The following is a 12,873-nucleotide window of genomic DNA, read 5'->3' on the forward strand; positions in this document are numbered from 1 at the left end:
TGTTTGTCAGGGCCTCATCGCAGGCAAGCCAGCTTCCACATTTGATCGGGTTCACACATTCAAATGTGGGAGCTGGCTTGCCTGCGATGGCGGCCATCAGAGCACCACCGTTCTATTGGCGTTGAGAAACACCCGCCGCTCAATGTGATACCCCACCGCCCGGGCCAACGTCAGCCCTTCAATATCCCGCCCCTTGGCAATCAAGTCCTCGGGGTAGTGGCTGTGATCCACCACCTCCACGCCCTGGGCGATGATCGGGCCTTCGTCCAGGTCGTTGTTGATGTAATGCGCCGTGGCGCCGACCAGCTTCACCCCTTTGTTGTACGCCTGGTGATACGGCTTGGCGCCCTTGAACCCCGGCAGCAACGAGTGGTGAATGTTGATGGCCTTGCCATCGAGCTTGCGGCACAGCTCCGGCGACAGCACCTGCATGTAGCGCGCAAGGATCACCAGTTCGGCGCCGGTGTCTTCCACCACTTGCCACACCTGACGTTCCTGGGACGGTTTGTCGTTGGGGTCGAGGGGGAAATGGTAGTAGGGAATCTGGTGCCAGTCGGCCAACGGCTTGAGATCCGGATGGTTGGACACCACCGCCACCACGTCCATCGACAGTTGGCCGATGCGCTGGCGGTACAGCAGGTCGTTGAGGCAGTGATCGGCCTTTGAAACCATGATCACCACTTTTGGCCGGTAGTTCGGTGCCGTCAGTTCGAAGATCATGCCAAAGGCTTCGCCGCGCGCGGTCAGGCCATCGCGAAAAGCCTGTTCGTCAAAATCATCGGGCTGGCGGAACTCCACGCGGATGAAGAACCGGCCCGAAAGCCGGTCATCGAACGAGTGATGCTCGGTCACGTAGCAACCCTGTTCGAACAAGTAGCGGGTGACCGCGTCCACCGTGCCGAGCACGCTGGGGCAGTCGGCGGTCAAAATCCATGTATCGGGTGCGCGGCTCATGGGTCATTCCTCAGGCTTGAACGCTCAGGCCGAATTCAGCCGACGCATCCTGCAACCACAACCACCAGTAGTCCGAGAAGCTGCGACGAATCACCAGCTCCCAGGTGTCTTCAGCGGTGTGACGGATCACCAGTTGCGACTTGGCGAACACCGTACCCACCGCTTTGCCCACCGGGAAATTGTTGGGGTGGACGTCGTAGCTGGTGGACTTCATCAGCACATCGCGCACGTTCGGGCCGCTGAGTTCGAGGATCTGCTGGCCGCCGCTGACGTTGACGACCTGGATATGCAAATCACCCAGGGCAGCGCGCAGGTTTTGTTCGGCGGCGAATTCCTCACCGCTCGGCACGACCAGCAACCACTCATCCGGGCCGAGCCATTGCAGGCTGGTTTCGCCCTTCACGATCACTTGCAGCGCGCCGGGCAACTCGATGCCCAGGGCCTTGTGCACACCGGCGGCGAAGGCCGCGTCATGACCGTCGCCACGAATGGTCAGGTGGCCGAGGAGTTTCTTTTCGCGCACGGTCACGCCGGCATTCTTGCGGCCCTTGCCGACCAGGCTGGCGAGGTCGGCATGGTGCAGCGACGACTCGGCCTTGGCGCCGGAGGTCGGGCGTTGTTGGTAAACATTGGCTGCTGTCATAAAGCACCTGTTCTGAATGCTGTGGTGTCTGTTCCGGCCTCATCGGGGGCAAGCCCCCTCCCACATCTTGAATGGGGAATGCATTCCAAATGTGGGAGCTGGCTTGCCTGCGATGCAGGCGACTCGGTCTGTCAGATATTCTGGCGATCGCCTTTCGGGTCGAAGAACACCGAAGACACAATTTCCGCCTCGATCACGCTGCCATCCGCTTGCGGTGAGAACACCCGCTCGCCGATGCGCTTCAAGCCGCCCTTCACCACCGCCATCGCGAACGAATAGCCGAGGGAGTTGTGCGCATAGCTCGACGTCACGTGACCGACCATCTTCATCGGGATCGTCTGCTTCGGATCGAACACCAACTGCGCGCCTTCCGGCAGCCACACTTTCGGATCGACCGGCTTCAGGCCCACCAGTTGCTTGCGCTCTTCGCGCACGCAGTCTTCACGGTTCATGCCGCGCCAGCCGATCCACGAGAACGGCTTGGTACGGCCCACGCACCAGCCCATGTTCAGATCGTCCGGGGTCATCGAGCCGTCGGTGTCCTGGCCGACGATGATGAAGCCCTTCTCGGCCCGCAACACGTGCATGGTTTCGGTGCCATACGGGGTCAGGTTGTATTTCTTGCCCGCCTCGACGATTTTTTCCAGCACGCCCATGGCGTAGTCGGCCTGCACGTTGACTTCGTACGACAGCTCACCGGTAAACGAGATCCGGAACACGCGAGCCGGTACACCGCCGACCAAACCTTCCTTCCAGGTCATGAACGGGAAGCCGTCCTTGTCCAGGTCGATATCGGTCACTTCGCTCAGCAGCTTGCGGCTGTTCGGCCCGGACAGGGTCATGGTGGCCCAGTGGTCGGTGACCGAAGTGAAGTACACCTTCAGGTCTGGCCATTCGGTTTGCTGGTAGATCTCCAGCCACTGCAGCACACGAGCGGCGCCGCCGGTGGTGGTGGTCATCAGGAAGTGGTTGTCGGCGAGACAGGCGGTGACGCCATCGTCGAAGACCATGCCGTCTTCCTTGCACATCAGGCCGTAGCGCGCCTTGCCCACGTCCAGCTTGGTCCAGGCGTTGGTGTAGATGCGGTTGAGAAACTCACGCGCGTCCGGGCCCTGGATATCGATCTTGCCCAGGGTGGAAGCGTCCAGCAGGCCGACGCTGTCGCGCACGGCCAGGCATTCGCGTTTCACCGCGGCGTGCAGGTCTTCACCGTTGCGCGGGAAGTACCACGGGCGTTTCCACTGGCCGACGTCCTCGAACTCGGCGCCGTTCTTCACGTGCCAGGCTTGCAGCGCGGTGTAGCGCACCGGCTCGAAGATATGCCCACAGTGACGGCCCGCCACCGCGCCGAACGTCACCGGCGTGTAGTTGGGACGGAACATGGTGGTGCCCATCTGCGGGATGGTCACGTTCAACGAACGGGCGGCGATGGCCAGGCCGTTGACGTTGCCGAGCTTGCCCTGATCGGTGCCGAAACCCAGCGCGGTGTAGCGCTTGACGTGTTCGACCGACTCGAACCCTTCGCGGGTCGCCAGCTCAATGGCGGCGGCGGTCACGTCGTTCTGCAGGTCGACGAATTGCTTCGGCGCCCGCGCGGTGTTTTTCTCGTGCGGCACCTGGAACAGCGCCAGGGTCGGCTCCTCCAGACGGCTCAAGGCCTTTGGCAGCACACCTTCCACCGGCGCGAAACCGGCATCGCTGGCCGCGCGCACGCCGCCTTCGAAACCATCCGCCAGGGAATCGCCCAGGCCGTAGACGCCATTGAGGCCGCCCACACAGACGCGTTTTTGCGGCGCTTCGCCGGGTACGAAACCGAGGATATCTTCACGCCAGGTCGGCTTGCCGCCCAGGTGCGAGGCCAGGTGAACCACCGGGCTGTAGCCGCCGGAGCTGGCCACCAGGTCGCAGTCCAGCCACTCGCCGGGGCTGCTGACTTTATGCGCTTTCACGTCAATGGCAGCCACGCGGGCGCCGGTCACGTGTTTGCTGCCACGAGCTTCGATCACAGCGCTGCCGGTGAGGATACGAATGCCTTTGGCACGTGCTTCTTCAACCAGAGCGCCGCGCGGGTTGTGGCGCGCATCGGCCACGGCGACCACCTGCAAGCCTGCATCGAACCAGTCCAGCGCCACGCGGTAAGCGTGATCGTTGTTGGTCGACAGCACCAGTTTCTTGCCCGGTGCCACGCCGTAGCGACGCACGTAAGTGGAGACCGCACCGGCCAGCATGTTGCCCGGCACATCGTTGTTGCCATACACCAGCGGACGCTCGCACGCACCGGTCGCCAGCACCACACGCTTGGCGCGCACACGGTGGATACGCTGGCGCACCACGCCGATCGGCGCACGGTCACCGAGGTGATCGGTGAGGCGTTCGTGAATGGTCAGGAAGTTATGGTCGTGGTAGCCGTTGACGGTGGCACGGGGCAGCAGCACCACGTCCGGCAGGGCCTTGAGTTCGGCGATGACGCTGGCGACCCATTCGGCAGCCGGCTTGCCATCGAGGCTTTCGCGCGAATCCAGCAGCGAACCGCCGAATTCTTCCTGCTCATCGGCGAGGATCACGCGGGCACCACTGCGTGCAGCGGCCAGCGCGGCAGCCAGGCCCGCAGGGCCTGCGCCGACGACCAGCACGTCACAGTGACGGTTCATGTTGTCGTAGGTGTCCGGGTCGTTCTCGGTCGGCGAACGGCCCAGGCCAGCCGCCTTGCGGATGTACTTCTCGTAGGTCATCCAGAACGATTGCGGGTACATGAAGGTTTTGTAGTAGAAACCCGGCGGCATCAGCTTGCCGCCCACCTTGCCCAGGATGCCCATCACGTCATTGTTGACGCTCGGCCAGCCGTTGGTGCTGGTGGCGACCAGGCCCTGGTACAGCGCTTGTTGCGTGGCGCGCACGTTGGGAATCTGGGTGGCTTCGGTGGCGCCGATCTGCAGCACCGCGTTCGGCTCTTCGGCGCCGGCGGCGAAGATGCCGCGTGGACGCGAGTACTTGAAGCTGCGGCCAATGATGTCGACGCCGTTGGCCAGCAGGGCTGCGGCCAGGGTGTCGCCCTCAAAGCCTTTGTAGGTCTGGCCGTTGAAGCTGAAGGTCAGGACTTTGTTACGGTCGATCCGGCCACCGTTGGACAGGCGATTGATCTGGCTCATACCTTCTCTCCAGAGGCCTTGGCGGTGAATTGCGGCTTCTCACCGATCTTGTAGGTTTCAAGAATTTCGTAGCTCAGGGTGTCGCGCGTAGCGTTGAAATACTGGCGGCAACCGGCAGCGTGGATCCACAGCTCGTGGTGCAGGCCGCGAGGGTTGTCGCGGAAGAACATGTAGTCGCCCCACTCTTCATCGGTGCAGGCGTTCGGGTCCAGCGGGCGCGGGATGTGCGCCTGGCCAGCCGCGTGGAATTCCTCTTCGGAGCGCAGTTCGCCACAGTGAGGACAGAAGATATGCAACATGGGGATTTCTCCTGTTAGTGGGCGACCGCAGCAGCGCCGTGTTCGTCGATAAGTGCACCGTTGTGGAAACGGTCGATGGAGAAAGGTGCGGCCAATGGATGCATTTCACCCTTGGCCAGGCTGGCGGCGAATACGTTGCCCGAGCCCGGCGTGGCCTTGAAGCCACCGGTGCCCCAACCGCAGTTGAAGAACATGTTCGGCACCGGGGTCTTGGAGATGATCGGGCAAGCATCCGGCGTGGTGTCGACGATGCCGCCCCACTGCCGGTTCATGCGTACGCGCGACAGCACCGGGAACATCTCGACGATGGCCTGGATGGTGTGTTCGATCACCGGGTACGAACCACGCTGGCCATAGCCGTTGTAGCCGTCGATACCGGCGCCGATCACCAGGTCGCCCTTGTCGGACTGGCTGATGTAACCGTGCACGGCGTTGGACATGATCACGCTGTCGATGATCGGTTTGATCGGCTCCGACACCAGTGCTTGCAACGGGTGGGATTCGATCGGCAGGCGGAAACCGGCCAGCGAAGCCATGTGCCCGGAGTTACCGGCGGTCACCACACCGACGCGCTTGGCGCCGATGAACCCCTTGTTGGTCTCCACGCCGATGCACACACCGTTTTCCTTGCGGAAGCCGATGACTTCGGTCTGTTGGATCAAGTCCACGCCGAGGGCGTCCGCCGCGCGGGCAAAGCCCCAGGCCACGGCATCGTGACGGGCCACGCCGCCGCGACGCTGCACGGTGGCGCCGAGCACCGGATAGCGGGTGTTTTTCGAGCAGTCGAGGTACGGGATCTCGTCGGCCACTTGCTTGGCGTTGAGCAGCTCGCCGTCCACGCCGTTGAGGCGGTTGGCACTCACGCGGCGCTCGGAGTCACGGATGTCTTGCAGGGTGTGGCACAGGTTGTACACGCCACGCTGGGAAAACATCACGTTGTAGTTCAGGTCCTGGGACAGGCCTTCCCACAGTTTCATCGCATGTTCGTACAGGTGCGCCGACTCGTCCCACAGGTAGTTGGAACGCACGATGGTGGTGTTGCGCGCGGTGTTACCGCCGCCCAGCCAGCCTTTCTCGACAACGGCCACGTTGGTGATGCCGTGTTCCTTGGCCAGGTAGTAGGCGGTCGCCAGACCATGCCCGCCGCCGCCGACGATGACGACGTCGTAGACCTTCTTGGGGGTCGGCGTGCGCCACATTTTCTGCCAGTTTTCGTGATGGCTGAGTGAGTGCTTGAAGAGGCCGAAGCCCGAGTAGCGTTGCATAGTCATTACTCCAAAACCGCGCTCAGCGATAAACCGGGAAATCAGCGCACAGGGCAGACACGTGCTTGGCCACGTTGGCCTCGACGTCGGCGTCGCCGAGGTTGTCGAGGATGTCGCAGATCCAGCCGGCCAGTTCGATGCATTGCGGCACTTTGAACCCGCGCGTCGTCACCGCCGGCGTGCCGATACGCAGGCCCGAGGTCACGAACGGCGACTGCGGGTCATTCGGCACGGCGTTCTTGTTCACGGTGATGTGGGCGCGACCGAGGGCGGCGTCCGCATCCTTGCCGGTCAGGCCCTGACGAATCAGGCTGACCAGGAACAGGTGGTTATCGGTGCCGCCGGACACTACATCGTAGCCGCGTTTGATAAACACGCCGGCCATGGCCTGGGCGTTGTCGATCACTTGCTGTTGATAGGCCTTGAAACCTGGCTCCAGCGCTTCCTTGAAGCACACGGCCTTGCCGGCGATCACGTGCATCAGCGGGCCGCCCTGGGCGCCCGGGAATACGGCAGCGTTGAGTTTCTTTTCGATTTCTTCGTTGGACTTGGCCAGGATCAAGCCACCCCGTGGACCGCGCAGGGTCTTGTGGGTGGTGGTGGTGACCACATCCGCATACGGCAGCGGGTTAGGGTACAGGCCGGCGGCAACCAGGCCGGCGACGTGGGCCATGTCCACGAACAACAGCGCACCGACTTTGTCGGCGATCTGACGGAAACGCGGGAAATCCAGGGTCTTGGAGTAGGCGGAGAAACCGGCCACGATCATTTTCGGCTTGTGCTCGACGGCCAGACGCTCGACGTCGTCGTAGTCGATCAGGCCGGTGTCGGTGTTGATGCCGTATTGCACCGCGTTGTACAGCTTGCCCGAGGACGACACCTTGGCGCCGTGGGTCAGGTGACCGCCGTGGGCCAGGCTCATGCCCAGGATGGTGTCGCCAGCCTGCAACAGGGCCAGGTACACGGCGCTGTTGGCGGACGAGCCGGAGTGAGGTTGCACGTTGGCGTAATCGGCACCGAACAACTGCTTGGCGCGTTCGATGGCCAGGGCCTCGACTTTGTCCACATGCTCGCAGCCACCGTAGTAGCGCTTGCCCGGGTAGCCTTCGGCGTATTTGTTGGTAAGGCCGCTGCCCTGGGCTTCCATCACACGCTTGCTGGTGTAGTTCTCTGACGCGATCAGCTCGATATGATCTTCCTGACGCTGCTCCTCGGCATTCATGGCCGCCAGCAGTGCGTCGTCATATCCCTGGATCTGGTCTTTTTTGCTGAACATCGCGTCTCTCCCAGCCTTTCGTATTGTTGAGGCCCCTACAGGGCCCTTTGATGCGATGGTAGGGCTGGCGCAGACAGGTCAAATGCCTGCGCACGCCACGCAAAGGTGCGTTTACGACATGACAGGAACAACACCGAAACAAATGTGGGAATAGGCCTGTGTGGGAGCTGGCTTGCCTGCTCCCACAGGGGCTAGGCGATGATCTGGCGGACGAGTAGCAGCAGTAGGAAGTGGAGTGGATAAAGCGCATAAGCCCAACGCCGCATGGCCGGTGGCGAGACGTTTTTGGCATGTCGCAACAAGACCAGACCGGCCAATGGCGCGATCAGGCATGCAGCCAGCCCCATCAACGCGACAAACGTGCCGCTGTCGAGCAGAACCTGCCATTGATTGGCTGCGACGCAGACCACGCCCGGCAACACACTGAAGTACCGCGGCCGACGGAACACCAGCAGCATCGCCAACGGCAACAACACACCAAAAAAACCGAACATCAGGTGCGTGGAAAAAACACCGCCGATAGTGAGGGCAATCAACGCCAAACCTCGATCAACCAGCGCGTTCTGCTGCCATCCTCGGGCAATCAGCAGGCCCAATGCCAAGGTCGGCAACACGTTCAACGTATCGGCATCGTCGATAAACAGCCGGTAGGGCACTTCGCTGATCACACTGAACAGCAGCAGCCAGCCCAGGTAACGCCCGCTGACGCGCGCGTTGCTCATCCGGTGCAGATTGGCCGCAATCGCCAGGCAAAACCACGGAAACGCCAGGCGTCCCGGCACATATAGGCCATCCAGGCTCAAACCGACGTAACGCAGGTGGTCCAGCACCATGCACAGCAGTGCCAACCACTTGAGCAGGTCCAGGGCACCGTCTCGGACAGGTCCGACAGGCAAGGTGTGCGTACCGTGCATAATTCCCCACTGACTTTGCATGAACAACGCGTGCGCGCCCCGGACAATCTTGGTTAAAGTGCGCACCAACATCGACCACAGGAATGGGCCATGACCGACAAGAGCCAACAATTCGCCAGCGACAACTATTCCGGCATCTGCCCGGAAGCATGGGCCGCCATGGAGCAAGCCAACCAGGGTCACCAACGCGCCTACGGCGATGATGAATGGACCCACCGCGCGGCCGACGGTTTCCGCAACCTGTTCGAAACCGACTGCGAAGTGTTCTTCGCCTTCAACGGCACCGCCGCCAACTCTCTGGCACTGTCCTCGCTGTGCCAGAGCTACCATAGCGTGATTTGCTCGGAAACTGCCCACGTCGAGACCGACGAATGCGGCGCACCGGAGTTTTTCTCCAACGGCTCCAAGCTGCTCACCGCCCGCACCGAAAACGGCAAGCTGACCCCGGAATCGATCCGCGAGATCGCCCTCAAGCGCCAGGACATTCACTACCCCAAGCCACGCGTGGTCACCCTCACCCAAGCCACCGAAGTGGGCAGCGTGTACACCCCGGATGAAATCCGCGCCATCAGCGTTACCTGCAAGGAATTGGGGCTGAACCTGCACATGGACGGCGCGCGCTTCTCCAACGCCTGCGCGTTTCTCGGCTGCTCACCGGCCGACCTGACCTGGAAAGCCGGAGTGGACGTGCTGTGCTTTGGCGGCACCAAGAACGGCATGGCCGTGGGCGAGGCGATCCTGTTCTTCAACCACAAGCTGGCCGAAGACTTCGACTACCGCTGCAAGCAGGCCGGCCAATTGGCCTCGAAAATGCGCTTCCTCTCCGCGCCCTGGGTAGGCCTGCTGGAAAACGACGCCTGGCTCAAACACGCGCGCCACGCCAACCACTGCGCGCAACTGTTGAGCAGCCTGGTGGCGGACATCCCGGGCGTGGAACTGATGTTCCCGGTACAGGCCAACGGCGTGTTCCTGCAACTCTCGGAACCCGCAATTGCCGCACTGACGGCCAAGGGTTGGCGGTTCTACACCTTCATCGGCAAAGGTGGCGCACGCTTCATGTGCGCGTGGGATACCGAGGAAGAGCGCGTAAGAGAATTGGCCGCAGATATTCGGCAAGTGATGAGCGCCTGATACTGGCGCATGGCCGAGTCTGTTATTTGATATTTCTGACAGCTGCGCGCTGGATTTTCATTGTCTAGCCTCTTGAAACCTGAAGGGAAAAGGCCGCTGCAGCGGCCACCCTTCGGGTTTGGCTACCTGCCGAACAATCGGCCGGAAACGGAAATCCAGCAGAGGGCTATACCATGGAATATCAAATCCACAGCGACAACCTGAACGACGAAAACACCGCCACCACCACCGTCATCGACTGGAATGAATTCAGGAAATTCGCCAAGGTCGGCGACACCATCCGCGACCCCTCAAGGACATTGCGGATCTACGACAAAGTGTATGAACTGACAGCCTCGGGCGAACACTTCGTCGTCCACATCTACGCCCAGTAACGCCTAATGTGGGAGCAGGCTTGCTCGCGAATATCAAGTGTCAGTCACCAGATAAGCGACTGACACACCGCTTTCGCGAGCAAGCCCGCTCCCACACAAGCCAGCTCCCGCATTGAGCTGCGCTCGCTGTCAGAACTCGATGCGCACGTCGCCCTTCGGCACGCTGCAGCACGAGAGGATGTAGCCTTCGGCTTCGTCTTCCTCGGTGATCCCGCCGTTGTGGTCCATCTCCACGTCGCCGCCGAGCTTCATCACTTTGCAGGTCCCGCAAATCCCCATGCCGCAGGCTTTCGGGATGAGCAAACCCAGCTTGGCCGCCGCAGCGTGCACGGTTTCGCCCGGGGCCACGCGAATGCTTTTGCCCGATGCGACGAATTCCACTTGATGCAGGTCCGCCAGGTCGACTTCCGGCGCTTCGGCCGCCTGCTCGGCTTGTTCCACCGCATCGGCACGGGCTTCCGGTGGCGTGGCACCGAAGGACTCCTCGTGGTAACGCGCCATGTCGAAACCGGCGGCTTCCAGCAGGCGCTTCACCGCATTCATGTACGGCGTAGGGCCGCAGCAGAACACTTCGCGCTCCAGGAAGTCCGGCACCATCAGTTCGAGCATCTTGTGGTTCAGGTAGCCGCGATAACCGGCCCAGGGTTCGCCCAGGCCGTGTTTTTCACAGATCAGGTGCAGGCTGAAGTTGTCGATCCGCGACGCCATGTGTTCCAGCTCGCGGTGGTAAATGATGTCTTTCGGCGAGCGGGCGCTGTGGATGAACGTCATGTCGACGTTGGCGTTGGTGTCGTAGAACCAGCGCGCCATGGACATCACCGGTGTGATGCCGACACCGCCGCTGAGGTACAGCACTTTAGGGCTTGGAAAGTCGATGGCATTGAACAACCCCACCGGCCCGTGCACCGCCAGTTCCTGGCCTTCATGCAGGGTGTCGTGCAGCCAGTTGGAGACCTTGCCGCCCGGCACGCGCTTGATCGTCACCGAGAAGCTGTAGGGCACCGACGGTGAACTGGAAATGGTGTACGAGCGCATGATCGGCTGGCCCTCGATTTCCAGCTCCAGGGTGACGAATTGCCCGGGCTTGAAAAAGAACAGGATCGGCTGGTCGGCCATGAAGCAGAACGTGCGCACGTCCCAGGTTTCCTGGATGACTTTGACGCAACGGACGATGTGTCGACCATTGGCCCAGGTCTGGGTGGTTACCGGGTTCAGGAAATTGTTGGACATGCTTATTCTCCGTAGCCGTAGGTCGGCCTGATGCTGGCGATTCTGCGTAACGCCGAATGCGCCCATTTACCTATCTGCGACATTCACATACTTATCGCGACCAGCCCCCAACGACCTAGGGTTGCGCGTCGGGAACAGAGTGGGCCATGTCGCTCATGGATAAGGTTCCGCGTATCGCCGGCCCCACACTCGCTCCCAACAACGACGCTTTCTTTACGCCTTGCAAAGCACCAACCGTAGCCACTATTCGCCGGCCACACCGAATGGCCATGAGGACACACACGATGGACGTCACCGCAACCCTGAGCTTGGGCGATCCGCTGGAACCCGCACGCAAGGCCACCGCGCAAATGCTGCAGGAGCGCGAGCGCACTTTCTCGCTGCCCCAGCCGTTTTACTCCGATGACCGGCTGTTCGATATCGACATGCAGGAAATCTTTCAGAAAGAGTGGTTGATCGCCGGCATGACCTGCGAGATCCCCGCCAAGGGCAACTACCTCACCCTGCAAGTGGGCAAGAACCCGATCATCGTGATCCGTGGCGCCGAAGGCGTAGTGCATGCGTTCCATAACGTGTGCCGTCACCGGGGTTCGCGCTTGTGCACCAGCGACAAGGGCAAGGTCGCCAAACTGGTCTGCCACTACCACCAGTGGACCTACGAGCTGGACGGCCGCCTGCTGTTCGCCGGCACCGAAATGGGCGCCGATTTCGACATGAAGCAGTACGGTCTGAAGCCGGTGAACGTGAAGACCGCCGGTGGCTACATCTTCATCAGCCTGGCCGAGAACCCGCCGGCCATCGATGACTTCCTGTCGACACTGAACCACTACATGGAACCCTACGACATGGAAAACACCAAGGTGGCGATTACCACCACCTTGATGGAAAAGGCCAACTGGAAGCTGGTGCTGGAAAACAACCGCGAGTGCTACCACTGCAACGCGTCGCACCCGGAACTGCTCAAAACCCTGCTGGAATGGGACGACGTGACTGACCCGCGCGCCGACCAGGCGTTCAAGGACCACGTGGCCGCCTCCGCCGCCGCCTGGGATGCCGAGAAAATCCCGTACGCCCACGCCAGCTTCGGCCTGCGCAACCGTATCGTGCGCATGCCGCTGCTCAAGGGCACCGTGTCGATGACCATGGACGGCAAGCAGGGCTGCGCCAAGCTGATGGGTCGCATCAAGAACCCGGACCTGGGCTCCATGCGCATCCTGCACCTGCCGCACTCCTGGAACCACTGCATGGGCGATCACATCATTGTGTTCACCGTGTGGCCGATCAGCGCACAGGAAACCATGGTCACCACCAAGTGGCTGGTGCACAAGGACGCCGTGGAAGGCGTGGACTACGACGTGGAGCGCATGCGCCAGGTATGGGATGCGACCAACGACCAGGACCGTCGCCTGGCCGAAGAGAACCAGCGCGGTATCAACTCCACCGCTTACCAGCCGGGCCCCTACTCCAAGACTTATGAATTCGGCGTGGTGAACTTCGTGGACTGGTACAGCGAGCGCATGCTGAGCAACCTGGGGGCGGCGCCGGCGCCTTACCTCAAGGGTGTGGCGGTGCACGAGTAACTGAAACGCCACGGATCAAACTGTGGGAGCTGGCTTGCCTGCGATAGCGGCGGTGAAT

11 protein-coding genes are annotated in these 12,873 nt (G+C 61.7%); 3 read left to right on the forward strand and 8 right to left on the reverse strand.

Annotated features, from left to right (window positions below):
- Nucleotides 1-96: 96 nt before the first annotated feature.
- The 7 genes from purU to ACW9IN_RS27155 all read right to left on the reverse strand — a co-directional run bounded on the left by purU (nt 97) and on the right by ACW9IN_RS27155 (nt 8,500).
- Complete coding sequence (purU, locus tag ACW9IN_RS27125) at nt 97-954, reverse strand: formyltetrahydrofolate deformylase (protein WP_457368743.1); 858 nt, start codon at nt 952-954, stop codon at nt 97-99.
- Between the two features lie 10 nt (nt 955-964).
- The gene (locus ACW9IN_RS27130) at nt 965-1,597 is read right to left on the reverse strand and encodes a sarcosine oxidase subunit gamma (RefSeq protein ID WP_457368744.1); all 633 of its coding nucleotides are present in this window, start codon (nt 1,595-1,597) and stop codon (nt 965-967) included.
- Between the two features lie 131 nt (nt 1,598-1,728).
- Nucleotides 1,729-4,746, reverse strand: a complete 3,018-nt coding sequence (locus ACW9IN_RS27135) for a sarcosine oxidase subunit alpha (RefSeq protein ID WP_457368745.1) — start codon at nt 4,744-4,746, stop codon at nt 1,729-1,731.
- Nucleotides 4,743-5,045 carry a sarcosine oxidase subunit delta gene (locus ACW9IN_RS27140; RefSeq protein WP_457368746.1) on the reverse strand — a complete coding sequence of 101 codons (303 nt, stop codon included), beginning with the start codon at nt 5,043-5,045 and terminating at the stop codon, nt 4,743-4,745. The genes ACW9IN_RS27135 and ACW9IN_RS27140 overlap by 4 nt, the downstream gene beginning before the upstream one ends.
- 14 nt (nt 5,046-5,059) lie before the next feature.
- A complete protein-coding gene (locus tag ACW9IN_RS27145; protein WP_010207084.1) occupies nt 5,060-6,310 on the reverse strand; it encodes a sarcosine oxidase subunit beta in 1,251 nt (416 codons plus the stop codon).
- A gap of 22 nt (nt 6,311-6,332) precedes the next feature.
- The gene (gene glyA / locus ACW9IN_RS27150) at nt 6,333-7,586 is read right to left on the reverse strand and encodes a serine hydroxymethyltransferase (RefSeq protein WP_457368747.1); all 1,254 of its coding nucleotides are present in this window, start codon (nt 7,584-7,586) and stop codon (nt 6,333-6,335) included.
- A 191-nt stretch (nt 7,587-7,777) separates the two neighbouring features.
- Nucleotides 7,778-8,500 (reverse strand): TraX family protein, encoded by a 723-nt coding sequence (locus tag ACW9IN_RS27155; RefSeq protein ID WP_457368748.1) that lies wholly within the window; start codon nt 8,498-8,500, stop codon nt 7,778-7,780.
- 90 nt (nt 8,501-8,590) lie between these two features.
- On the opposite strand from ACW9IN_RS27155, the gene ACW9IN_RS27160 reads away from it, so the two are divergent.
- Nucleotides 8,591-9,631: a threonine aldolase family protein gene (locus tag ACW9IN_RS27160; RefSeq protein WP_457368749.1), complete on the forward strand. Its 1,041-nt coding sequence runs from the start codon at nt 8,591-8,593 to the stop codon at nt 9,629-9,631.
- A 173-nt stretch (nt 9,632-9,804) separates the two neighbouring features.
- On the forward strand, nt 9,805-10,005 hold the full coding sequence (locus tag ACW9IN_RS27165; RefSeq protein WP_457368750.1) for a hypothetical protein: 201 nt from the start codon (nt 9,805-9,807) through the stop codon (nt 10,003-10,005).
- Nucleotides 10,006-10,134: 129 nt separating this feature from the next.
- On the opposite strand, the gene gbcB is transcribed toward ACW9IN_RS27165, so the two are convergent.
- Complete coding sequence (gene gbcB / locus ACW9IN_RS27170) at nt 10,135-11,235, reverse strand: glycine-betaine demethylase subunit GbcB (RefSeq protein ID WP_457368751.1); 1,101 nt, start codon at nt 11,233-11,235, stop codon at nt 10,135-10,137.
- 284 nt (nt 11,236-11,519) lie between these two features.
- Between gbcB and gbcA the strand changes: the two genes are divergently transcribed.
- Nucleotides 11,520-12,815 carry a glycine-betaine demethylase subunit GbcA gene (gene gbcA, locus ACW9IN_RS27175; RefSeq protein ID WP_457368752.1) on the forward strand — a complete coding sequence of 432 codons (1,296 nt, stop codon included), beginning with the start codon at nt 11,520-11,522 and terminating at the stop codon, nt 12,813-12,815.
- Nucleotides 12,816-12,873 lie beyond the last annotated feature (58 nt).

Source organism: Pseudomonas sp. SDO5271_S396 (assembly GCF_054071795.1).